21 protein-coding genes and 3 pseudogenes are annotated in these 23,875 nt (G+C 52.0%); 11 read left to right on the forward strand and 13 right to left on the reverse strand.

Features of this window, described 5'->3' with window-relative positions; all coding sequences use genetic code 11:
• Window positions 1-205 (reverse strand): transposase (locus ABRZ26_RS23055; RefSeq protein ID WP_319602908.1); only part of this gene is annotated, 205 nt, incomplete at its 3' end.
• A 471-nt stretch (window positions 206-676) separates the two neighbouring features.
• On the opposite strand from ABRZ26_RS23055, the gene ABRZ26_RS23060 reads away from it, so the two are divergent.
• The 5 genes from ABRZ26_RS23060 to ABRZ26_RS23080 all read left to right on the forward strand — a co-directional run bounded on the left by ABRZ26_RS23060 (window position 677) and on the right by ABRZ26_RS23080 (window position 5,865).
• Window positions 677-1,870 carry a mandelate racemase/muconate lactonizing enzyme family protein gene (locus tag ABRZ26_RS23060; RefSeq protein ID WP_319606438.1) on the forward strand — a complete coding sequence of 398 codons (1,194 nt, stop codon included), beginning with the start codon at window positions 677-679 and terminating at the stop codon, window positions 1,868-1,870.
• 18 nt (window positions 1,871-1,888) lie between these two features.
• Window positions 1,889-2,563: a 4-carboxy-4-hydroxy-2-oxoadipate aldolase/oxaloacetate decarboxylase gene (locus tag ABRZ26_RS23065; protein ID WP_319606439.1), complete on the forward strand. Its 675-nt coding sequence runs from the start codon at window positions 1,889-1,891 to the stop codon at window positions 2,561-2,563.
• A gap of 291 nt (window positions 2,564-2,854) precedes the next feature.
• On the forward strand, window positions 2,855-3,826 hold the full coding sequence (locus tag ABRZ26_RS23070) for a Bug family tripartite tricarboxylate transporter substrate binding protein (protein ID WP_319606440.1): 972 nt from the start codon (window positions 2,855-2,857) through the stop codon (window positions 3,824-3,826).
• 72 nt (window positions 3,827-3,898) lie between these two features.
• Window positions 3,899-4,363 carry a tripartite tricarboxylate transporter TctB family protein gene (locus ABRZ26_RS23075; RefSeq protein ID WP_319606441.1) on the forward strand — a complete coding sequence of 155 codons (465 nt, stop codon included), beginning with the start codon at window positions 3,899-3,901 and terminating at the stop codon, window positions 4,361-4,363.
• A complete protein-coding gene (locus ABRZ26_RS23080) occupies window positions 4,363-5,865 on the forward strand; it encodes a tripartite tricarboxylate transporter permease (protein WP_319606442.1) in 1,503 nt (500 codons plus the stop codon). Before ABRZ26_RS23075 ends, ABRZ26_RS23080 begins: the two co-directional genes overlap by 1 nt.
• Window positions 5,866-6,119: 254 nt before the next feature.
• On the opposite strand, the gene araD is transcribed toward ABRZ26_RS23080, so the two are convergent.
• From araD to yiaK, 8 genes are all read right to left on the reverse strand, one after another.
• On the reverse strand, window positions 6,120-6,818 hold the full coding sequence (gene araD / locus ABRZ26_RS23085; RefSeq protein WP_319606443.1) for an L-ribulose-5-phosphate 4-epimerase: 699 nt from the start codon (window positions 6,816-6,818) through the stop codon (window positions 6,120-6,122).
• Window positions 6,812-7,672, reverse strand: coding sequence for an L-ribulose-5-phosphate 3-epimerase (locus tag ABRZ26_RS23090; RefSeq protein WP_319606444.1), 861 nt, complete (start codon window positions 7,670-7,672; stop codon window positions 6,812-6,814). Before ABRZ26_RS23090 ends, araD begins: the two co-directional genes overlap by 7 nt.
• Window positions 7,669-8,328 carry a 3-keto-L-gulonate-6-phosphate decarboxylase UlaD gene (gene ulaD, locus ABRZ26_RS23095; RefSeq protein ID WP_319606445.1) on the reverse strand — a complete coding sequence of 220 codons (660 nt, stop codon included), beginning with the start codon at window positions 8,326-8,328 and terminating at the stop codon, window positions 7,669-7,671. The genes ABRZ26_RS23090 and ulaD overlap by 4 nt, the downstream gene beginning before the upstream one ends.
• Complete coding sequence (locus ABRZ26_RS23100) at window positions 8,325-9,836, reverse strand: FGGY-family carbohydrate kinase (RefSeq protein ID WP_319606446.1); 1,512 nt, start codon at window positions 9,834-9,836, stop codon at window positions 8,325-8,327. The genes ulaD and ABRZ26_RS23100 overlap by 4 nt, the downstream gene beginning before the upstream one ends.
• Before the next feature lie 52 nt (window positions 9,837-9,888).
• Entirely contained in the window at window positions 9,889-11,208 is a 1,320-nt protein-coding gene (locus ABRZ26_RS23105; protein WP_319606447.1) for an MFS transporter, read from the reverse strand.
• A gap of 164 nt (window positions 11,209-11,372) precedes the next feature.
• Complete coding sequence (locus ABRZ26_RS23110) at window positions 11,373-12,350, reverse strand: DUF4862 family protein (protein WP_319606448.1); 978 nt, start codon at window positions 12,348-12,350, stop codon at window positions 11,373-11,375.
• A 115-nt stretch (window positions 12,351-12,465) separates the two neighbouring features.
• Entirely contained in the window at window positions 12,466-12,933 is a 468-nt protein-coding gene (locus tag ABRZ26_RS23115; RefSeq protein WP_319606449.1) for a NanQ anomerase/TabA/YiaL family protein, read from the reverse strand.
• Between the two features lie 17 nt (window positions 12,934-12,950).
• Window positions 12,951-13,949 (reverse strand): 3-dehydro-L-gulonate 2-dehydrogenase, encoded by a 999-nt coding sequence (gene yiaK / locus ABRZ26_RS23120; RefSeq protein ID WP_319606450.1) that lies wholly within the window; start codon window positions 13,947-13,949, stop codon window positions 12,951-12,953.
• A gap of 431 nt (window positions 13,950-14,380) precedes the next feature.
• Here yiaK and ABRZ26_RS23125 point away from each other — a divergent pair, with 431 nt between their 5' ends.
• Entirely contained in the window at window positions 14,381-15,199 is an 819-nt protein-coding gene (locus tag ABRZ26_RS23125; RefSeq protein ID WP_319606451.1) for an IclR family transcriptional regulator, read from the forward strand.
• Between the two features lie 175 nt (window positions 15,200-15,374).
• Here ABRZ26_RS23125 and ABRZ26_RS23130 read toward each other — a convergent pair whose 3' ends face one another.
• From ABRZ26_RS23130 to ABRZ26_RS23140, 3 genes and pseudogenes are all read right to left on the reverse strand, one after another.
• Window positions 15,375-16,202, reverse strand: coding sequence for a hypothetical protein (locus tag ABRZ26_RS23130; protein ID WP_319606452.1), 828 nt, complete (start codon window positions 16,200-16,202; stop codon window positions 15,375-15,377).
• A 141-nt stretch (window positions 16,203-16,343) separates the two neighbouring features.
• Window positions 16,344-16,593 (reverse strand): annotated as a pseudogene (locus ABRZ26_RS23135) (Ogr/Delta-like zinc finger protein).
• Between the two features lie 36 nt (window positions 16,594-16,629).
• Window positions 16,630-17,220: pseudogene (locus tag ABRZ26_RS23140) on the reverse strand (contractile injection system protein, VgrG/Pvc8 family); the annotation flags it as partial.
• On the opposite strand from ABRZ26_RS23140, the pseudogene ABRZ26_RS23145 reads away from it, so the two are divergent.
• Window positions 17,220-17,837 (forward strand): annotated as a pseudogene (locus ABRZ26_RS23145) (phage integrase); the annotation flags it as partial. The pseudogenes ABRZ26_RS23140 and ABRZ26_RS23145 sit on opposite strands and share 1 nt — an antisense overlap.
• Window positions 17,838-18,063: 226 nt before the next feature.
• Here ABRZ26_RS23145 and cpxP read toward each other — a convergent pair.
• The gene (cpxP, locus tag ABRZ26_RS23150) at window positions 18,064-18,573 is read right to left on the reverse strand and encodes a cell-envelope stress modulator CpxP (RefSeq protein ID WP_319606453.1); all 510 of its coding nucleotides are present in this window, start codon (window positions 18,571-18,573) and stop codon (window positions 18,064-18,066) included.
• Window positions 18,574-18,726: 153 nt separating this feature from the next.
• On the opposite strand from cpxP, the gene cpxR reads away from it, so the two are divergent.
• The 4 genes from cpxR to ABRZ26_RS23170 all read left to right on the forward strand — a co-directional run bounded on the left by cpxR (window position 18,727) and on the right by ABRZ26_RS23170 (window position 23,862).
• On the forward strand, window positions 18,727-19,425 hold the full coding sequence (cpxR, locus tag ABRZ26_RS23155; protein WP_319606454.1) for an envelope stress response regulator transcription factor CpxR: 699 nt from the start codon (window positions 18,727-18,729) through the stop codon (window positions 19,423-19,425).
• On the forward strand, window positions 19,422-20,792 hold the full coding sequence (cpxA, locus tag ABRZ26_RS23160; RefSeq protein ID WP_319606455.1) for an envelope stress sensor histidine kinase CpxA: 1,371 nt from the start codon (window positions 19,422-19,424) through the stop codon (window positions 20,790-20,792). Before cpxR ends, cpxA begins: the two co-directional genes overlap by 4 nt.
• Before the next feature lie 182 nt (window positions 20,793-20,974).
• A complete protein-coding gene (locus ABRZ26_RS23165; RefSeq protein WP_319606456.1) occupies window positions 20,975-23,146 on the forward strand; it encodes a PA5441 family protein in 2,172 nt (723 codons plus the stop codon).
• The gene (locus ABRZ26_RS23170) at window positions 23,116-23,862 is read left to right on the forward strand and encodes a DUF3142 domain-containing protein (protein WP_319606457.1); all 747 of its coding nucleotides are present in this window, start codon (window positions 23,116-23,118) and stop codon (window positions 23,860-23,862) included. Before ABRZ26_RS23165 ends, ABRZ26_RS23170 begins: the two co-directional genes overlap by 31 nt.
• The last annotated feature ends 13 nt before the right edge of the window (window positions 23,863-23,875 follow it).

A 23,875-nucleotide genomic window follows, 5' to 3' on the forward strand; every position in this document is an offset into this window, starting at 1 on the left:
TAAAGCGATTATAAACCGTTTTCCAGGAGCCATATCGCTCAGGTAAATCGCGCCATGGCGCACCAGAACACAACACCCAGAACATACCGTTGATGACTTTACGATGCTCAGCCCATGGGCGTCCGGCTCGTGGGGATGTAGGTTCAGCAGGCAGTAAGGGCTGGATGATGCTCCATGCTTCATCGGGAAGATCGTATCGGGCCATATCTCAAAGTGTTGTGGAAATAAGTAGTTACTATAGCTCAGATGATTAAGGGACACAGCCTAATAATTTTTTTGTCTATATTTTATTCGTCTATTTGTTATTTCAATAACGACTAATTATTTTACAAATATGGTATAAGAATTTTATGTTAACAATATGTTGTGTTAAAATAGGTTAGTAAAACTAAAGAATAAATAGGTTAGTAAAATTAAAGAATGAATAGCGTGCTGTATGCCGGGATATTAATTATTCGTTTCATGATAATAGATAGAATAATATTAACTATGCTTGGATGTGAATTTTGCGTTATACCTTTCGCTCTGGACTTTTTACCATGACCATATAGCGATGCCCGTTATCCGGTATTCCGCTAAATGTGTTTTATATTGGTTTCGATTTAATGGTGAAAAGACGCAGTCTGGTATTTGTTACTAATGAGAAAACATTTCTATTCTACAAATAAGGACCGCAATGAAAATCATAAAGGTAGAGACTTTTTTTTATCATCCAGGGGTCGGGAAAAATCTGCTTTTTGTCAGAATTGATACCGATGAAGGCATCCACGGTTGGGGAGAAGCCTATGTCACCAATACGAAAGAAAAAGTCGTCAGTGAATATCTCAACTCTATTTCACCATTAATCATCGGGCGGGAAGCTTACAATATTCGACATCTCGGGCAGACGTTGCTTGATGATTTCGCTATTCGCCGCAACTCGGTCGACCTGTTATGCGCCTGGAGCGCCATTGAACTGGCGCTGTGGGATATCGTCGGCAAGAAAGCCGGGCTGCCGCTGCATCGGCTGCTGGGCGGCGCCGTGCGGGAGAAAATACGGCTATACGCCAACGGTTGGTGGTTTGGCGCCAAAAACATCGACGATACGGTAAAACGCGCGTTGAATGTCGTCGAGCAAGGTTACGATGCAATCAAATGGGATCCGTTCCCAGGGCCGTGGCGTACCTTTATTTCCCGCGCCGATGAAACGGCAGCGGTGGAAAATGTGAAAGCGGTGCGCGAGGCCGTCGGCCCCGATGTCGAACTTCTGATCGACGGTCATCGGCGTTTGGCTCCGAACCATGCTATCCGTGTCATCGAGCGGCTGGAGGAATATGACATTTCCTGGTATGAGGAGCCCTGCCCGCCGGAAAATATTGATCTCACCGTTGAAGTCAAACGCAGCACGCATATTCCCATCGTGCTGGGCGAGGCCATCTACACCAAAGAAGGGTTTGTGCCGGTCTTTGAAAAACATGCGGCGGATATCATCAATCCGGATATCTGTGCGGTCGGCGGCCTGCTGTCCATGCTGGAAATCGCCGCGCTGGCCGCTCCGCACGGCGTTGCCGTCACACCGCATAACTACAACAGTCCTATTGTGGGCCTCGCGGCGACCGTCCATTTATCGGCGCTGATCCCCAACTTTAACATCGCCGAAATTTTCATCAATTTACTGGAGCCGACGCAGAGCATTGCCAGTCAACGGTTAACCATTGCGCAAGGCTGGGTCGATCTGCCCGAAGCGCCGGGACTCGGCATAGATCTGGACATTGATGAACTCAGGAAACGTCCCTATAGCCCCTTGCCGGGCAAAGGGCTGCGTGATTACCGGGAAGAATTCCCCCGTAAAGTCGCTGTTGTCGCGCCCAACGTTTTTAATCCCGCTTAACTTACGGAAAACGCAAACATGTCAAAAATTATTCAGGATTTTGTTCGTCCGACCCGGGAACAGATTGATGCTTTCAAAGAGATTACCGCCGCCACCGCGCATGAAGCCTTCGGCAGACGAGGTGCGGTCGACTCCGCCATCAAACCCATTTATCCGGGCCTGCGCGTTTTGGGCTCCGCGTTGACCGTGAAAACGCCAGCCGGCGACAATCTGACGATACACGCGGCGTTACAGTTAGCCAAACCCGGCGACGTACTGGTCATTGATGCGGGCGACTATACGGAGCAAGGATCGTTTGGCGACGTGATGGCGACAGCGGCCCTGAGCCGGGGCATTGCGGGACTGGTGACCAATGGCGGGGTGCGGGATGCAGAGCGTATTCGCAAGTTGGGATTCCCCATTTTTTCCCGTTCCATTTCCATCAAGGGAACCGTCAAAGAGACGTTTGGCGAGGTGAACCACCCCATTTCCTTCGGCGGGGTGACGATTCATCCCGGCGATCTCATTATTGGCGACGACGATGGCATTGTCGCCATTCCACGTGATGAGATTGATGACGTGCTTCAGGCTTCCCGCAGCCGCGATGAAAAGGAAGTAAAATTACGAGCGCAAATACAGCAGGGAAAGACCATCTGGGAATTGCATGATTTCAACGTATTATTGAAGCGCAACGGTATTGACGTCGAGATTTAATCTGTCCGCCCGCCCTGATATGAAAATGGGCGGGCATCGTGTTTCTCTTATTTAAGCTGCAAGCGACGAAGACAGGAGAATAATTAGAATGTTTAATATATGTATCGTAATTTAATAAATTATACGCTGATGTTTTAGTTATCCGTCCGAATGGTAATTGGCATTAATATGTTGGTTTTTTTGTTTTTTATATGAATTCAGCATAATAAATTATTACCGGATAGTTCATGGCTGCTAATAAAAGCGTGTTTTTAGTTTCTGTTTATAATTTTTATAATGCGGATTCATATAATGATGAAATATGCCAATCTTATTTTCGTTTCTTTATTCTCTCTATTTTCCACCGTTTCTTCAGCCCAGGCGTATCCTGAACGGGCCATTCGTTTTATCGTGCCGTTTAATCCGGGCGGCGGTCAGGATATTCTGATTCGCCATGTCACGCCTAAAGTCGGCGATATCCTCGGACAGCAGATTGTGGTGGAAAATCGCCCTGGCGCAGCGGGTACGCTGGGTGCCTTGGCCGTAGCCAATGCGAAGCCGGACGGCTATACCATTGGGCTGGGTAGCTCGTCGACGCATGCGGCGAATGTTTCTCAGATAGCCGGATTATCTTACGATCCGGTAACGGATTTTGAACCGGTGGCGCTGCTTGCCGAATTTATTTCGCCCTTGGTTGTTACCGCGAGCCTGCCGGTCAATTCGGTTGAAGAACTGATTCAACTGCTGAAAGCCCATCCCGGCAAATACAATTACGCTTCCGCGGGGCAGGGGTCGCCGACCCGGTTTAAAGCGATTCTGTTCAATCAGATAGCGGGTGTAGACACCATCGAGATCCCTTATAGCGGCTCCGCTCCCGCTCTGGTGGATCTGGTGGCTGGCCGCGTTGCGTTAATGTTTGATGGGATCGCGGCGACAGCTCCGCTGGTCAAGGCTAAGAAGCTGAAGATACTGGCGATCTCCGCGCCGCAGCGCCTGCCTGAATATCCGGATGTGCCGACGTTAGACGAATCGGGCGTCAAGGGAATCAATGCCAATGCCTGGGCGGCGGTGTTCGCTCCCGCGGGTACGCCCCAACCCATAGTGGAAAAACTTAACGCCGCCTTTAATCAGGCCATCAACGATCCGGCTATCCGCACCAAACTGACAGAGCTTGGCTACCAGCCGTACGGTAATGCCGCGCCGCCCGCATTGCGCGCTTTCGTGACGAGCGAAATCTCTGAATGGGCGCGGTTATCCAAACTGGCCGGTATAGCAGCAAAATAACAGCGATGTCTGGGCCGGTGATTTAGCGCCCGGGCGTTACATGGTATGCGTATTTTTCGGAAGCTATTCATTATGTCTGACAAGCCATTATCGTGTACGCGCGACGACGCCGTATCGGGAGGATTTCTGTTGTTCATTGGCGCAGGCGCGATGGCGATGGCGATCGCCAAATATCCTCTGGGAAGCGCATCGCAGATGGGGCCGGGTTATGTTCCGGCTCTTTTGGGAGGGCTGCTGGCCTTGCTTGGCCTTCTTATCGCGCTGCGCGGGGCGCTCAGCAGAAATTGGAAAGAAGATAAGTTTCGCTCGGCGGCGCGCCCGCTGTTCTTCATTATCGGCGTGATTATTCTGTTCGGCTATGTCATCAGTCTGGCCGGGGTGATCGTTTCCAGCGCGTTGGCGATCGCCGGCGCCGCATTGGGTACTCGGGAAACCAGAATGAAGGAGATAATTATTCTCGCCGTTATCATGGCGGGTTTATCCGATATTTTTTTCGTAAAAATATTGGCCATGCCGTTTAAAGAGTGGCCGTTATAATGAGCGACTTTCTGAGCGGTTTTATTAGCGGGGTGGAAGCGGTTTTTACCCTGAGCAACCTATCCTACTGTTTTCTTGGCGCGCTGTTGGGGACTTTTGTCGGCGTATTACCCGGTGTAGGCCCGTTGGTTACCATCGCGTTATTGCTGCCATTTACTTTTTTGCTCGATCCCGGCGCCGCCTTGATCATGCTGGCGGGTATCTATTACGGCTCAGCTTATGGCGGTTCGACCACGTCAATTCTACTCAATATTCCGGGTGAAACCGCATCGGTGATTACCTGCATCGATGGTCATGCCATGGCCCGGCAAGGGCGGGCCGGGCCAGCTCTGGCCATCTCCGCTATTGGATCATTTTTTGCCGGCAGCGTGGCGACGCTGATTATCGCGCTTTGCGCGCCGCTCCTTTCTTCCCTGGCCTTGCTCTTTGGCCCTGCGGATTATTTTTCACTGATGTTGCTGGGGCTAATCGGTGCGATTGTTCTGGCGCAGGGCTCTTTGCTCAAGGCTTTTGCCGTCATTATATTGGGGATGCTACTGGGGTTGATGGGAATCGACATCAACTCCGGCATGGAGCGTTACACTTTTGGCGTTCTCCATTTAACCGACGGCATCAGCTTTGTCGCCCTGGCGATGGGGTTGTTCGGTATCAGTGAAATCGTGCGCGTTGTTACCGATCGTGAACAGGCCACGGGACACGTTATCCCCCACGGCCGCATCATGTTGAATCGGGACGATCTCCGCCAGTCCGCCGGACCGGTTTTGCGCGGAACGCTCATCGGTTCGCTGTTCGGCCTGCTGCCCGGCGGCGGCAGTTCGTTAGCGACCTTTTGCTCGTATACCATAGAGAAAAAGATCGCGGCCAACCCCGGGCAGTTCGGCCACGGGGCGATTGCCGGCGTCGCCGGACCGGAGTCCGCCAACAATGCGGCCGCTCAAACGTCGTTTATTCCCCTGCTGACTCTGGGTCTACCGTCTAATGGAACCATGGCCCTGATGGCCGGGGCGATGATGATTCATGGTATTACGCCCGGTCCGCAATTTATTACCGATCAGCCAACCTTGTTCTGGAGCGTTATCGCCAGCATGTGGATCGGCAATGTCATGTTGCTGGCGCTCAATCTGCCGCTGGTGGGGGTGTGGGTACAACTATTACGCATTCCCTATCGGCTGCTGTATCCGGTCATTATTATGTTCTGCTGCATTGGCATTTACAGCGTTTCGAATAGCTCGTTCGATATTTTTACCGCGGCGCTGTTCGGGCTGATCGGCTTCGGGCTGGCGGTCTATGATTATGAACCCGCCCCGTTGCTGATGGGTTTTATTCTTGGGCCGATGATGGAAGAGAATCTGCGTAGGGCCATGATGATGTCACGTGGAAATTTTGCGGTATTCATTGAGGAGCCGATTAGTCTGTGCCTGTTGCTCTTAGCTCTGGTGCTATTGATTGTCACCGTACTGCCATCGATTAAAAAACGGCGCCGGCGCATATTCGCCGAGTGATGTGAGCGTATCAACCTATGTTCAATGCCGATCGGTTAAGGATTGGTTGATCGATCCTGAGACTGCGGCAATATAACGGCTTCCATAATAGGAGCCGTTTTTCTATACCACTACTTGATGACCTGTTACACCACATCACGGGCGGTCTGGCGATAAACAAACAGGCGCCGGTCATCGGCTCCGATCTGCAACCGATCCCCTGTTTCGCGGCCGCTGCTTGCACTGTGTGGGGATTGGAGAAACCGTCAGGTTAATTAATTTTGTCCGTAATAGGCGTGAGCGCCGTGTTTGCGTAAGTAGTGTTTATCCAGCAGCGAAGGCTGCATGTCACGAAGCCCCGGCATAAGCTGGCGCGCGAAAATCCCCATATAGGCGCATTCTTCCAGCACCACTGCATTGTGTACGGCGTCGGCGGCGCTTTTACCCCAGGCAAAAGGCCCATGGGAATTGACCAGCACCGCCGGCACCTGAAGAGGATCGATATCGCGATTGACAAAGGTTTCGATAATGACCTCGCCCGTAGCCTGTTCATACCGTCCGGCAATCTCCCGATCGGTCATCAGCCGTGTGCAGGGAATCGAGCCGTAAAAATAGTCGGCGTGCGTTGTTCCCCAGGCGGGAAGATCAAGTCCGGCCTGCGACCAGATGGTGGCATGCCGCGAGTGGGTATGCACGATGCCGCCAATGCCGTCAAAACGTTGATAAAGCGCTAAGTGAGTTGCGGTATCGGAAGACGGTTTTTTATTTCCTTCGATCACCGCTCCGCTGGTCAGTTCGACAACAACCATATCATCAAGATTCATGTCATCATATTCGACGCCGGAGGGTTTGATCACCACCAGACCCTGCTGACGGTCAATCGCGCTGACATTGCCCCAGGTGAAAGTTACCAGATGGTGTTTGGGCAAGGCCAGATTGGCGTCTAATACCTGTTGTTTCAGTTGTTCTAACATAGCAATCCTCCTTCCCGCATACGGTCTTCAATCCATTTACGGGCGTTGATGATTTCCAGCACGGGTTCGCCGGCTTTCTCTGTCCACATTTCAATCAGGAATGCGCCGCGATAATTCAGATTTTTTAAATTCCGGAAGAGGCCGACAAAGTCAACGCAGCCTTGCCCAAAGGGTACGTCGCGAAACTGGCCTTTGGATGTGGCGGTTACCGGATATGTGTCTTTTAGATGGATGGCGGCAATTCGATCGATCCCCAGCGCTAATTCTTGCGGAATGTCATTGCCCCAGGCGCTTAGATTGCCGATATCCGGATAGACGCTAAACCAGGGGGAGGAAAGCTGGCGATCCCATTCTTTCCATTTGGTGATGGAATTCATGAAGGCCGTATCCATGATTTCGACCGCCAGCATAACCTGTGCGGCGGCGGCTTTGTCGACCGCCCACGCCAACCCATCGGCAAAGCGCTGACGTGTGCCGCTATCCTGCTCTTCATAGTAGACGTCGTAACCTGCCAGTTGAATCGTGCGGATGCCGAGATCGCGAGCCAACTGAATCGCCTGTAGCATGATCTCGCGCGCACGCTCGCGGATAGCCTCGTCATGGCTGCCAAAGGGGAATCGGCGATGGGCGGACAGGCACATGGAAGGAATGGTGACGCCGCTTTCCAGAATCGCCGCCACCAACGATGCCCGCTGCGTCGTGCTCCAGGCTAACCGGGAGAGGCGTTCATCCGTTTCATCAACAGACATTTCAACAAAGTCGAAACCACAGCTTTTGGCCAGCGCCAGTCGTTCCGGCCAGCTTAGTGATTTAGGCAGGGCTTTTTCATAAATACCAAGCGGGTGATGTCTCATGCGCGTTTACCCCAGATAGCATCTATTTGCTGGTGGAATGCGCTGGCGACGGCGGCCGGATTTTCGGCGTCGGCAAGCGCGCGCCCGGCAATAAACGACTGGACGGCAATGTCCTTAAATAACGGCAGGTCGGCAGGGGTGATACCGCCGGTGATGGATAATTTGATCCCCAGTTCCGTCAGGGCGGCCATGGTTTTCAGGTCATCCTGACTCCAGTTCTGACCACTCGCCTGCGCATCGCGTCCCCGGTGATAAATCGCCTGTTTTACGCCCAGATTGCTCCATGCTTGCGCATCATCCAGCGTCCAGCGTCCGAACAGCTCGATCTGGATCTCGCCGCCGTATTGTGAGGCGACATCCTGCGCTCTGGCGACGGTGGCGATAGGGGCGGCGCATATCACGGTCATCCAGTTTGCGCCGGCGGAAAATGCCTGTTTTGCCAACGTTTCACCCGCATCGGCGACTTTTAAGTCGGCGACGATAATGTGCTCCGGACACTGTTCCCGTAGTTTACGAACGGCAGTCAGCCCCTCCGAGACACAGAGAATGGTGCCCGCCTCGATAATATCGACATGCTTTTTGAGTTTTGCCACGGTCAATAACGCGGCGTCCAGATCCGTATGATCCAGTGCCAGTTGTAGCAATGGTCGGCTCATGATTGATCACTCCTTGCGGGGGTAAGGGAGGCGCACCGGGCGTGATACCCCTGTAACGCTTCAATGAGATACTGATAATGAGATAACTTTCTTTGGTAAGCGGCCTGCGCGCCGGGATCCGGCGCAATGGTTTGCGATGCGGGTTGCAACTGACGTTGCGCCTCGGTAAAGCTGGCGTAAACGCCGCTGCCGACCAGGGCCGCCAGCGCCGCGCCCAGACAACCGGTTTCTTCTACCTGGGGCAATTCAACCGGTAACCCGCTGACGTCGGCCAGAATTTGCATCCATACCCGTGAATGGGCGGGGCCACCCGTGACGCGCAGCGTATCAACCTGTTGAAAACGTTCACGCATGCGTTTCAGGTGCGTCATATGGCTGAAAATAACGCCTTCATAAACGGCCTGTAGCAAATGCTCCCGGCGGTGGAGCGACTGCAAGCCATAAAACCCGGCGGTCATCTCCAGACCGGCGTTACTACCGTAAAGAAACGGTAGAAACATCACCTCGCTATCCGCTTTGGGCAGGCTGGCGACGGCATGGTTAATCTCGTTGAAATCCGTCATTCCCCACTGGCGGGTTAGCCATTCCAGATTGGCCGATGAGGTCGGGCTGGCCTCGTGAACGATGTAGCGCCCGGCTTCGGCATAGCGCCCGTAAACATAAGGATGGGGTTCATGCGCGCGTATTTCGGTGGCAATGCCGCTGGTCACCGCCCAGGTTCCCATCACGGCGTTTAATGTTGATTCATCATGTAAGCCGGCGCATAGCGCAGTGGAAACCACGTCAAACAATCCGCCGACGACCGGCGTTCCTGCCGTCAGACCGGTGAGCGCGGCCACCTGCGGGGTGACTTCCCCACATATTTGTGCGGAGCCGACGATAGGCGGCAGGGCGGGAATGATATCGCTAATGCCAAGCAGAGCCGCCAGCTTCGGTTCATAGGCGCCTTTATCCATGTGATAAAGATTGGATTCGGAAATATTGGTTTCTTCGCAGCCCCGTTGGCCGGTAAGGCAAAAGCGTAAATAATCATGCGCCATCATGACGGAGCCAATCTGCCGATAGCGTTCTGGCTGATGCTGTTTAATCCAGCGAAGTAGCGTGACGGGATGCCCAGTCCACAAGGTTTGCCGCGTGAGAGGATAAAGCTGTTGCGGTATACGGTCTTGCTGCCAGTGGTGGACGATATCCATCGCCCGGCGGTCTGAGGATAAGATGCCACGGCCTAATGGCCTGTGCTGTTTATCCAACAAAAACAGTCCCTTGCCTTGAGCGGAAATGCCGATCGCTTTGATTTGACGGCCTTTGACCCGACACCGTTGTAACGCGGCGGCGATCGTTTCCGCGCAGGCGGTCCATAACTGGCCCATATCGCGTTCGGCCCAGCCGGGATGATCGCTGATAACCGGCAGTGGCTGGCGGCTAATGCCTTGTTCCCGCCCCTGGCTGTCATAGAGCCCGGCCTTTAGGTAAGTGCCGCCACAGTCGATACCTAACCAATATTCCATCTTTGTCACCTTCGCTGGTGGCCGCACACGCCGCGGCCACGCTATTAATCACTTAGAATGTGGTTCGTTTCGTTTGTAGTTGAGGACGGGATACCGGCTGTTGGTCGCATTTCCCCGGCAGAAGCAGCGCCAGGATGGCGGCGATAGCCAGCGAAATAGACAGGCAATAAACGCCCGCATCTTTGTTGTAATGGGTGATCAGCAGGCCGACGGCGTAAGGGCCGCAGAATCCGCCCAGATTACCGAGCGCGTTGATCACGCCACGGGCGCCGCCCGCCATTTCAGCGCTGAACAGTTTGGCGGGAATCGTCCAGAACACCCCGGCGGCGGCTTGCAGGAAGACGCCGCAACCCACCAGGGCGGCATAAGACCACCAAATATGCTGTTTCAGCGTGACGGACAGGAACATGCAAAGAGCAAAACCGAATAACGGCAGGAAAACGAACAGCTTGCGCTTGCCTGTCCGGTCAGATAGCAGCGAAACGATGTACATGCCCAGCATGGCGCCGACGAAAGGCAGGATGGCCAGCATCCCTACCTTTTCCATGCCGGTATTGGTGAGTTCTTTCAGAATGGTGGGCAGCCACAGGGTGTAGCCATAAATGCCGGTTTGATAGAAAAAGTTGAGCGTGATGAGTTGCCATATGGTGCGATCGGACAAGACCGCGGAGAGCGACGCGTTTTTCACGGCTTTTTCGGCAATGGCGAGTTGTTCTCTCTCCAGCGTGGCGATCAGCCAGTTTTTTTCCGCGTCGGATATCCAACGCGCTTCCTGAGGGCGATCGCTGACGGCGTACATCCATAAAATCAGCACAAAAGCCGATAACAACCCTTCAATGATAAACAGCCAGCGCCAGTCCAGCACGGAGATAATCCAGCCGGAAAGCGGGGCCGTTATCATCCCGGCGATTGGAACGAACATAATGACGATGGCATTGGCCCGTCCCCGTTCCTCATCGGGAAACCAGTTGCTGATCATGGTCAGCACCACAGGCAACATCCCGCCTTCGGCCACGCCAAGCGCAAAGCGTAACGCCAATAGCTGATATTGATTTGTTACCAGGCCGGTCAGGATGGAAATAACCGCCCAGGCCACCAGCGACCAGCCGATAAATTTCTTGCCGCTGCCGTGTACGGCGATTTTCCCGCCGGGAACTTGCAGGAATAAATAACCAATGAAGAAAATACCGCCCGCCAGACCTGCCATGGATGCGGTAATGCCCAGTTCAGCATCCATACCGCCCGGCATGGCGAACGCGATATTAACGCGGTCCATATAAGAGATAATACATGTGATCAGGATTGGCGGGATAATTCTCAGCCAACGCTGATTAGGAATAGTCGTTTGTAGGGTACTTGAGTTTATGTTCATTTTACGTCATGCCTTAATCATTATTATTAAAATATCTTTCACGATAACGTGAAGAATTTTTCTTTCTGCAAGACAGAAAGGGCACTCTGTGAAACTGATGTCAGAAGATTAATAAAAAATTTTATAGAAATAGCGTTTGTTAATTATTGTCGTCTTTTTTGTTCTTATTCATCAGGCTGGCTTTTTAATAATGCATTAATGCCGTCTTCGATAATGGCGATACGGTGTTGCACATCGGCGTCAGGATCGATCTCCAGTAGTTTTATGCCTGCGAAACTTAAGCTGGATAACGGCGCCTGTCGGAATAATTCCCCGGCGGCCTCAACGGTCATTAAAGACGCCGGACAAGCGGCTTTTGCATGCGGAAAGGGCGCAAATGGCGCATGTAGATCCTGCCATTCGCCATAAGGACCGTTGCGCGTGGTGCCGGAGAACATCAGCGCTTTGAGCAAGCCCGCCTTCCGACTTTGCTGTACATGTTCGAGCGGCGTAGCGGTATTCTGCGTTTCTATCGCCGAGCGCGCCCAGTTGACGGCTATTCCCGCGCGGGTTTTGGCCTGCGCATTAATGCGGGTTAAAATCAGTATTTCTTCGCGCAACGGCAGAAAACCCTTGCGTGGCTGGATGCCATTCATTGCATCGCAGTGCTCGATGATGATTTCACAAGGCCAGTCCCAGCTCAGCAATTCCTGTAGTGAGCGCTGGAAGCTGGCTGCCGCTGCGACGACATCGGTTGATTTCGCCAACGGCGCCGCCTGTAGCTCAAGGGCGATCACTTTTTTCTTGCCGAAGCGATCGTTGGTGCGATTGATTTTATTCAGCACATGGCGATAGTAAGCCAGGCTGGCCTGGCGCTGCTCTTCATCTTCCGATGCCAGACCAAATGCGGGGTTTTGACCGCGGCGGCGCATCGTTTCCATCACCCCGGTTACGACTATCTCCCATTTTTGCGGCACATGTTTAAATAGAAAATCATCACCATAGGGATGCAGATCGGTCAGGCAGGGTTGTTCAATGCCGCGGATATGCGGCATATCGGATAATTTACGCCAGAACTCTATTTCCATCGCTTCATCTTTCTGGTGGAAACTGGGCGCACACGGATAGGCGCCGACAATAAAGGCGATTTCTTTGTCAGACATGTTTTACTCCATTTTTCTTTCGGCAATACCTTATTACCGATATGGAATTTATAGCCTGTTCCCTTTTTAAGCCGTCTGGGTTAAGCAGACCGGCAGGAATGGGCATTCAGATAAATTAATTGATTTCCGTTAATGCAACTTTCACTACAATTTTTCTTATCTTTGATGCCCGATGATAAATACAGGCCGGTCGATGCACATCCTGTGGGAAAAATATTGCATAGCTACCGGGGGTCATGATTAACGGTGATTCATTTTCCATATCATGATAGAAAATAATATCCCGCTCCTCTAATAATGATTCAGCAATAATGTTGTTACCTGTATCGGAAGCAAAACCAATAATCTCTTCACCACTGGCCAGAAACTGAATGTCAATATAACGACGATGAACCTCAGGATGATTATTTTCTTTCGCCTGTGTTTCCAGATCCAGAATTTGCGCGTAAATCTTACGACCATCAATTTCCACTACGCCGGTCGGTAGCAGGCTAAAATCGGTGGTCCGCAGGAATTCAATACCGCGCTGGATCGCCTGCGGTAGCGCGCATGGATTGCTATGAGTAATGTGTCCGCTGATCATCAGAGCGTTCCTCTCTGTTAAAGTGAGCGAATTCTTTGCCAAACGCTGTCGTCAACCGTGATGCCGTTGCGACGATTATCTGCCAGCAGTTGCGTGAATTCATGGCCGGGCAGTCGGATGGCGACATCGGGATCGGCGCGTTCGGCGCTTTTCACATAATCGACAATACGTTGCAATTTGGCATCCCGGCTATCGCCGTCAATCAGCTTATCTACTTCAATGGCAATGAAGATTTGAGAAATACCGTATTCATCCGTGTTGTCCTCAGTGACTTCGGCGACTGAAGCGCCGTCAGACAGCAGGGTGGCGATCATGTCCAGCACAATGGATAAGCCGGAACCTTTCCAGTAACCCATGGGTAAAATGCGGCGGTTTTTTTCTATGATGCCCGGTTCTCTGGTCAGGTTGCCGTCGTCATCAAAACCCCCGTCGACGGGTAACGCTCTCCCGGCCAGACGATTCACTTCCAGCATACCGTAAGAAAACATCGACATGGACATGTCCACCATCGTGATGGGGTTGCCTGGAATCGCCACGATTAAGGGGTTGGTACCGATGCGGCACTCTTTGGCTCCCCACGGCGGCATCACCGCGATGGAATTTGTCCAGCAGATGCCGATGTAGCCTTTTTCCGCCGCCTGCCAGCCGTAGCTGCCGCCGCGCATCCAGTGATTGGCGTTACGCAACGCAACCAAGCCGATGCCGTGTTGGTCCGCGAGCTCAATGGCGCGGTCCATCATTTGTTTTGCCGTCAAGTTACCGATGGCTCGATGGGCGTCCCACTGTTCTATCGCTCCCAGCGCCTGTACCCTTGTCGCTTTGGCGTCCGGGATAATATCGCCATTTTCCAACTGCTGGATAAACCGCGGGAAGCGGTTCACGCCGTGGGAATAAACACCGGACTCCGTCGTCTGGGCAAACATTGTTGCGCAGGCGAATGCCGTTTCTGCCGCGATACCACGTGCTATCAACACGCGTTCAAATTCTTGTCTTAACTGTTCAAAGGTGACTTTCATCGGATTCTCCTGAAGCACGTTCCCTGTGCTGTATTTTTTTTGTTCTCTATATTTCACTATGTGATATCTGATTTCAAAAAAATAATACAGGCCATTTTTTTACAAGTCAAAGACACTGTGTTTTAAAAAAAATAGTAATATCAATGTGTTGTTAAAATACTTTCATTAGTGTGATAGAGGACACAAATCCATGTACGCCGAGTCACGGATGTTTTAAAGGAGAATGACAGCGGGGGGCGGGGCGAGATATACCTGTCTTTGCTATATTACCGAGCGCATTTTTTCTCAGGTTGGAGCGGTTCATGGATACGGCGTAAAAGAGATAGCAGAGAAAAATCAAGGCATCACGTTCGTGCGAGTATTGCTTATCGCTGAACCTCACTTTAGGTTAACCTTTCGCGATGACCGTTCAATAACGGGGGGATAAAATAATGAAAGATACGGAACTTGCCAAAGAGAAACCTGCTGGAAGCCAAAGCCTTTTTCGTGGACTCCAGCTCATTGAGATCCTCAGTAATTATCCGAACGGCTGCCCGTTGGCCCACCTTTCAGAACTGGCGCAGTTAAATAAAAGTACCGTGCATCGGTTATTGCAGGGGCTGCAATCTTGCGGCTATGTGACGCCGGCGCCCGCAGCGGGCAGCTACCGTTTAACCACCAAATTTATCGCCGTTGGCCAAAAGGCGCTTTCCTCTCTCAATATTATTCATGTCGCCGCGCCGCATCTGGAGGCATTGAATCTTACCACCGGTGAAACCGTCAATTTTTCCAGTCGGGAAAACGATCACGCCATCATGATTTACAAACTGGAACCGACCACCGGTATGCTGCGCACCCGCGCTTATATTGGTCAGCATATGTCGTTGTACTGTTCGGCAATGGGCAAAATTTTTATGGCTTATGGTCAGCCTGATTACATTGCCGACTATTGGCTAAGTCATCAGGATGAAATCAAACCGCTGACGCGCAATACGATTACCGATCTTCAGGCGATGTATAAGGAACTTGAGCAGATTCGTGCGTCAGGCATGGCGATGGACCGGGAAGAGAACGAGCTGGGCGTGTCCTGTATTGCGGTTCCGGTGTTTGATATTCACCAGCGTGTCGGCTATTCCATTTCTATTTCTCTTTCTACTGTCAAATTGCAGCAGATTGGCGAGGAGACGCTGCTTAAACCGTTAAAAGCAACGGCCGAGGCAATCTCCAAGGAGTTAGGATTCTCAACCCGCGACCTTATTAATCCTATTTGAGCCGCTATCCCAAAAGCAGTTGTCCACATCGATCCAAAACGCCCGCACAACCTGCGGGCTTTCTTTTGATAGGCGGTAAGATGATGACTTAACTTGATATCAACAAAACCAAACCCATAACAATAAATGCAGAGATATTTGTAAGTGAATGTTATAAGTTTACCAGAGGAAAACATTAATAAATTTCTGATCTGTTGAGCTTTACATTCAATGAGTATTTATCACACAAAGATTTAACAACGTTAAAGAACCAATTCGGCGCTGTTGGTGACACCCTAATCTCCTTGATTAAAGTGGAAAGGTTAATGTCAATATCTGTGCCAAAATTCATTCTTTCATCTCTAATATCTGTTGAAGGATTATATCCTAATATCCTGACTTCATTTTCGTAAGAATAAAAATGGGCTTTATGCATATATTGTGAAAGAATATGGTCATATGTGAAAGAATCATTCTGATGAGAGATATATGCGATTTTAGCAATTATTAATTTATAGTCGGATGACTCAACAATGCTGTTTATCAGTCGCTCTAAGTCAGTAACTATACAAACTGCGCAATCATCACCACCGTATATTTTCCACATCGCCATGCTTTCATGCTCATTGGAATGCCAGCAACTAACATCAATCCATTCATTATATTTATTATAAATTTCCTCATGACTCATTTCCTTATCAGGAATATCACCAAACACAGTATGATGCACTCTATTATCATATGTTAACGATGCATCTTTACGTAGTTTATCATTTTGTTCTTTTTCTTCTTCTGTCAACTTTTTTACTGTGGGCATCAAAAAATTCATTGCTATATCGTACAGCATAGCATCCCCACTCCTTAATAAATTTGATTCTAATGTTAGACATCCTTCTAATTTATCTTCAAAACAAGACGCCTTAGACAAGAAAATTTTATTTCTATCAATTAAGTCAATGAATTTGGGGAAACTCATATATCTTTGCAGTTCGGTAGAGCTATCTAAATCGCCGATAATTTCCATGACATTTTATTTTTTGTGATTACTCATAGCATTAATGTATACATCTTCAATTTTTACACGTCAATCAACCTTATCACTTCATGTTGTGGCACTCTAAATATATAGGTGAAGATGAATGCCCCATTTCGTTGGGGCGATAATCTACAAGTTTAAATTAAGCTGATCACGGCCATAATGCGATGAGGGAAACGCGTCTTTCGGCACAAAGTCTGCCGGCACATCCTCGCATCGGGTGCGAGCTGTAACCAGGCGTTCAACACTGTTAAGCGTGGTGAATGTGATACTGCATTCCAGGTTTTGACAACTGATGATATTGACGCACTGTCATTTCACTGAGCTGGCGACTGGTACGCGTGCGCGCGACGGCGCCGCAATGAGGGCAAATAAACATGATTGAATCCCCGGCGGGGTTTGACTCAATTCCATTCTAGTCACTTTCTGCTATCCAGTCAGCGATTTTTGCTTCCAGTTCCAATTGTGATGTAAAGCCGTTGCCGTCAATAACGTGCTCAATGCGCGATATTATCCATTCCTGATTATCAATATCCGACTTAAAACCACTGACTGACACCGGCACTTCTGGGTAGAGATCGGCCCGGCCCCGCGCCAGGGTGATAGAGAATTGCGCCGCGCCGCGTTGCAACTGCTGCCATTTCGCCGCTGCTGCTCGCCTGGCTGCGGTTTCGTTCTGGTAGGTTTTTCGCAGCACGTAGACGTTCCCGTCTGCGCCCTCCATGTAATCCCCCTCGCGGCTGCTGCTTTTTTCCTGTTTCTTTTTTGTTGCCCTGGTTGTTCGCTTTTTTACGCTGACCTTTTTCTTTTTCCCAAAATTCAGATCCAGCCAATACGCCCTTACGCCGGTATAGGCATCACGATCCGCAATGCGAAAACTGTGCCGGTCGCCACTTGAACGGGTGATTTCAGCGGCCGGCAATGGCTTGCCTGATGCGCTTACGCCGCCGCCTGGCAGAATAAACAGCAGACACCCATTCTTTACCGTGGCGATGGCGCCCAGCACACCTGAAACGCACAACCGAACAGATGGGCGACCCGGAGATCTGTTGGATAAATAAACGCGCGATACTGGAATTCCGTACGCTGCGGCTGACTGGCGGCATCAACCCGTCAACCATTAACCGCGATATGTACCGGCTTTCCGGCATGTTTTCGGCGTTGATTAAGCTGGAAGGCGACGCGTACAGGCTGTCGGTGTTATGCCTGAGCACCGGGGCAAGATGGGGAGAGGCCAGCGCGTTACGCGCAGGTCAGATAGTGAATCACCGGGTGACGTTTACGGATACAAAGAACGGCAAAAATAGAACCATCCCCATTTCGGAAGAGGTGGAGCGGACTATCAAAACCCGCGAAACCGGCCGGCTGTTTAAGGTGGACTATCCGGCGTTCTGTGAACAAATCAGGGCGGTAAAGCCTAATATACCAAAAGGCCAGGCATCGCACATTTTGCGGCATACGTTCGCCTGCCATTTTGTGATGAACGGGGGAAGCCTGGTAGCGCTACAGCAGATTTTAGGCCATGCCAGCATCCAGCAGACCATGACTTACGCACACTTGGCGCCGGACTATCTGGAAAACGCTATTACGCTCAACCCATTACGGGGAAAAATAGCCGTTTGAAAGTGTCCACATGTTGACCACATTAGCGGAAAATGGCCCGTTTTTGACCACATTTTAACCGTTTGCAGTTGCTTGTAATTGCTTAATAGGTGGTTGTTTTAAAACGGTTTCCTCGGAAAACCGCCAAAAAAAAGCCCTCCATCATGGAGGGCAAAAGACAGGGATGGTGTCTATGGCAAGGAAAACAGGGTGTAACTACTACAGGGTATTACTCGGACTACTCACACTACTCAGGGTTACCCGGCGATGTCCGGCTAGGCGCAGACATCTGATTAAACATTGACATCTGTTGCTGCATCTCTTTCATGCGCTGCTGATGTTTTTGCGCCAAAATGTTTTTCTGCTCAGTCGTCAGCAGGTTATACATCTGGTTGCGTACCCGGCTCATTTGAACCTGCCGCTCAATCTGCACTTGCATCATCTTGGTTATCTGCGTGCGGACGGCCGCTTCGTCAAACTGGTTCGCGATAATCAACTTATGCATGGCTTCAACATCTTCAGCATTAAACTCTGGCGCATCCTGACGGCCCTGATACATTAAATCGCGCATTTGCTGCCGTTGTTGCTCGCTTAACTTCACACCGTCGAACATCCCATGCTGACCGGAAAAGGGTTTCGTGGCAGAGTCGTTGTGATGCCATCCACTTACAGACACACCTTCAATCCCTGCTGCAAATGCAGTGAAAGAACCCAGCATCAGCAGTGAAGCAAGAGATAACGTTGTGACTTGCGGCATCAATGACTCCCTGGTCTGGTGTGCTGTTTTGTGAATCAATGGAGATGAGTCTAATCGTCTTGCTGCAAACATGCGTCAGAGGATGTAAAACTACGTAAAGTCATGGAATAGCGGTAATCTATGACGTATTTTGCCCTTGGAGGTAGAAAAAACATGAACAAGATCCTGTTGGTTGATGACGATAGAGAGCTAACGTCTTTATTGAAAGAATTGCTCGAAATGGAAGGATTTAACGTCGTTGTCGCCTACGATGGCGAACAAGCGTTAAGCATATTGGACGGCAGCGTTGACCTGCTATTGTTGGATGTCATGATGCCGAAGAAAAACGGCATTGATACGTTGAAGGAATTGCGCCAGCAGCATCAGACCCCGGTGATCATGTTAACGGCGCGCGGCAGCGAACTGGATCGCGTTCTCGGTCTGGAATTGGGCGCGGATGATTATTTGCCGAAGCCGTTTAACGACCGTGAGCTGGTGGCGCGCATTCGTGCCATTTTGCGGCGATCGAATTGGACGGATCAGCAACAGTCCGGTGATAACGGCGCGCCGACGCTGGAAGTCGACGGATTGCGGCTTAATCCCGGCCGGCAGGAGGCCAGTTTCGATGAAACCGTGCTGGATCTGACCGGCACCGAATTTACGCTGCTGTATCTGCTGGCGCAGCGGCTGGGCCAGGTTGTGTCGCGCGAGCACCTGAGCCAGGAAGTGCTGGGAAAACGGCTGACGCCTTTTGACCGCGCCATTGATATGCATATCTCTAACCTGCGTCGTAAATTACCCGAGCGAAAAGACGGTTTGCCGTGGTTTAAAACGCTGCGCGGGCGAGGTTACCTGATGGTGTCCGCTGCATGATCAATAGCTTGACCGCGCGTATTTTCGCGATTTTCTGGCTGACGCTGGCGCTGGTTCTCATGCTGGTACTGATGGTGCCCAAGCTGGATTCCCGCCAGTTGACGGCGCTGCTGGAAAGCGAGCAGCGGCAAGGGATTATGCTGGAGCAACATATTGAGGCCGATCTGGCGGCGACCCCGGCCAATGATTTACGCTGGTGGTTGCGGTTATTCTGGGTGATTGAAAAATGGGCGCCGCCGGGGCAGCGTCTTTTGTTGGTGACCAGCGAAGGGCGGGTGCTCGGCGCGCAGAAAAATGAAACGCAAATTGTGCGTAATTTTATCGGCCTGTCCGATAATGCCGACCACCCGCAAAAGAAAAAATACGGCCGTGTTGAATTGCTGGGGCCGTTTTCTATCCGCGATGGTGAAGATAATTACCAGCTTTACCTGATCCGTCCGGCCAGCAGTTTGCAGTCGGATTTTATTAACCTGCTGTTTGATAGGCCTTTATTGCTGTTGGTCTTCACGATGTTGATCAGTTCGCCGCTGTTGTTATGGCTGGCCTGGAGTTTGGCTAAACCGGCCCGTAAGCTGAAAAACGCGGCGGACGAAGTGGCGCGAGGCAGCCTGCGTCAACATCCTGAGCTGGAAGCCGGACCGCAGGAGTTTCTGGCGACCGGGGTCAGTTTTAACCAGATGGTCAGCGCGTTGGAGCGGATGGTCACGGCGCAACAGCGGCTGTTATCCGATATTTCCCACGAGCTGCGAACCCCGCTCACCCGCCTGCAACTGGCGACCGCATTGCTGCGCAGGCGTCAGGGCGAAGGCAATGAGCTAAACCGCATTGAGACTGAAACGCAGCGGCTGGACAGCATGATCAACGACCTGTTGGTTCTGTCGCGCACCCAGCACAAGAATGAGCTTACCCGTGAATTTATCCGTGCCGATGAACTGTGGAACGACGTATTGGATGACGCTCGTTTTGAAGCCGAGCAAATGGGTAAAACGCTGGAAGTGCCTTATCCGCCGGGGCCTTGGACGCTATATGGCAACCCCTCCGCGCTTGATAGCGCGCTGGAAAATATCGTCCGCAACGCGCTGCGCTATTCCCACCATCACATTGAAGTCGCTTTCTCCGTTGATAATCAGGGCATTACCATCAAAGTGGATGATGACGGCCCTGGCGTTAGCCCGGAAGACCGGGAGCAAATTTTCCGGCCGTTTTACCGTACGGATGAAGCCCGCGATCGGGCATCGGGCGGCACTGGGTTAGGGCTGGCCATCGTGGAAACGGCGATCTCGCAGCATAAAGGCTGGGTGAAAGCGGAAGATAGCCCGCTGGGTGGATTACGCCTGGTTATCTGGTTACCATTACATCAAAGATAAACGACATTAACGTCATTCTTTTCGGCTTTATCCTCTCCGGGGGCGGCATAGCGGCCCCCGCCGCATCTTTCTGATCCCATGTATTGGCGTTGGAACAGAGTGATATTCAGGGTGATAGTGAAACCATAGCCAATCGGCGACATCAATACGGCTTAGAAATTCATGCCTACAGGAATATGTACATGAAAGGATTAACTTTGCTGGCGGGTCTGCTGACCACCTTCTTTAGCTGCCACGCTTTCAGTTCCACCGACGGTATTTGTGGTTTTTCCGATGCTGAATGCGGAATGCCGGCCTTTCCTTACCTTTTGCCTGATAACGATACCCGAACCAATTTGATGCTGCTCCAGAGCAGTCGCAAACACATTGCCCTGCCTGTGCCGCAGCCGCTTCCCGACCAGACGCGCTCGCGCATCGATCCGTTTACCGCCTATCGCGTCATGGGGCTGGCGGCGACGGAGGGGCCGGAGCCGTCGACGGACGATGGCTCGACGCAAGCCGTAGCCGGTACGCTGTTGGAGAAAGCCCGGCGCTTGCAGTTATCGCCGGCGGTACAGGAAAAATTCGCGACGCTGACTGCTAACGATGGCGAAGGACGGCAAATCTCCAACGACTTCTCGACGGTCGAGGATTTTTTTGATGTGCTGCTGGCCGACCAGACGCTAACCGATGTTCAGCGCACATCGCTTGCGCTGGCGCGTTTAATTATTCTGTCCCCGGATTACTCGCCGTCTTCGTTATCGAGCGAGCTTGACCGCCTGCCGGATGAAGGACATGCCGGCGAGCTCAAGCGCTATCTGATCGATACGCAGGCTTTTTATCAGGGGGAATTCAGGCTGGCGAACAACGGTTTTCAGGCGCTGACGCAGGCCGGGCAAGCGTGGGTCGCCGAAACATCAGGCTACATGCTGATTCGTGTGGCGATTAACGCCGCGATGCAATCCGCGCTGGACGAATACAATATGTTCGATGCCGCCAAAGCCGACAAAAACTGGGCCTCGTCCGCCATTCAGCGTATTGACGACTATCTGAAACAGTATCCGCGGGGCCTCTACGCCGAGTCCGCGCAGGGCCTTTATCGACGGGCATATTGGATCCTCGGCGATCTGAACGCGTTACCCAAAATTTATCAACAGGTGCTGGATCGAACCGACAATGCCGGCGATCTACAGGCATTAAGCGATGAAATCGACGACAAGCTGCTGGAGCGGGAAACCTTTACCGCCGCGCCGGATAGTCCGCTGTTGGCGCTGGTGCAGGATCTTAAACGGCTGCGCGCGACGCGCGACGGCGGGGGGCGTTTCCCCGCATTGTCCGCCGAAGAGCTGGCGACTCAGCAAGACTTGTTTGAGCGGGCGGGAATGCAAAACGAATTTCACTATCTACAGACCGCCTGGCAGTTTTATCGGCAGAAAGATTATGCGGCGGTGGTGAATGGCGTTGCGCCGACGCACGAGCGGGATCTGACCGATACCACGCGTTTTAGTCTGCAAGTGTTGCGCGGTCAGGCGCTTGAACATCTGGCGCGCTGGGATGAGGCGGAAATGCACTGGCGTCGCCTGTTAAGCCTGGAAACCGGCTATACCCAGCAACAGTACCTGCAACTGGCATTGGCTGAAACGCTGGCGAAAGCCGGTCATCCGGAAAAAATATTCACCGCCGATAGCCCGGTTAAAAACCTGCGCTTTCGTTCCGCGGTATTGAAAGTCAGCGCCGACGCCGATCTGCTTCGTCAGCAAACGGGTCCGCAGCAGACTCACGAAGAACGGGCCATTGCCCTGCATACGCTGCTGACTAAATCGCTGACGCATGCGGACTATGCCGGTTATCTGCAAGATAGCGCGCGCAGAAAAGACATTCCGCCGTTGGAGAATGCGGAAAACATGGACTGGAGCCTCGATAGTCTGGCCGTTTTCGACTGGGACGGCGGCGATACCGAAGCCGGCTACCAGTGTCCGGCGCTGCAAAGCGTGGTGAGCACGCTGAATCAGCGGCCGAACGACGCGCGGGCCATTAACTGCCTCGGCGAATTCTTCCTGCGAACCGGCGATATCGTCGGCTTTGACTGGGGAGAGAGCAATATGCTGGATGAGTTAATCAACGCGCCGACACAGTTCAAGGGGCCGGAATATAACCGGTTGGATGGCTATCTGCGGGTTATCGCCGACCCTGCCGCGCCGCCGGAAGATAAAAGCTATGCGCTTTATCGTGCGGTGTACTGCTATGCGCCCAGCGGTTTTAACGACTGCGGCGAACAGGATATCAGTAAAGCCACGCGCAAGGCCTGGTTCACCCAGTTGAAAACCGAGTTTAAAGGCAGCCTGTGGGCAAACAAGCTCAAATATTACTGGTAACCCGGATAATACTTCTGGCCTGGCCGTTATGGAGCGGCGCGGCGCAGGCCGAGAGCGTCAATGCCGCGCAATATCAGGCTTTCTGGCTATGGGCGGCGGTTAAGCCGCAGCCGGCGCTGCATCACGCCCAGACGCTCTATTTGCATCAGGGCGAGATCGCCCGTCGTCAGGGGCGGGTGGTCTTCCTACGTCAGGGGATCCCCGCCAGCAAACTGCGCGTTCCCCATCTGTGGCTGTCTTACCGGCTGACGACGCTGTCGTTGTCTGATGAGCACCTCAGACGCATGCTGAAGCTACAGGAGAGCTGGCGTCGGCACGGTAATCGGGTCAGAGGAATTCAGCTGGATTTTGACGCCGAAAGCCGTCAACTGGCGGAGTATGCGGTTTTTTTACAGCAATTGCGCGCCAGGCTGCCGGATGACTGCCGGCTCAGCATTACCGGATTGCTCGACTGGTCAAAAACCGGAGACGTGGCCGAGCTGAACCGGCTGCGCGGCAGCATTGATGAACTGGTGATCCAAACCTATCAAGGGCGCGCCACGGTGACTAACTACGCCGACTATCTGCCGGCGTTGAAAAAGCTGACGATCCCTTTTCGGCTGGGACTGGTGCAACACGGCAAGTGGGACAGCGTCTGGCAGCAGCGTCTGGCGGCTTCCCCCTACTATCGGGGCGAAGTCGTTTTTCTGGTTAATCCCCTGCGCAAAAAACCTTAGCCGCCGGCGGCAA

The organism is Brenneria sp. L4-2C, assembly GCF_040240335.1.
GTDB lineage: Bacteria > Pseudomonadota > Gammaproteobacteria > Enterobacterales > Enterobacteriaceae > Brenneria.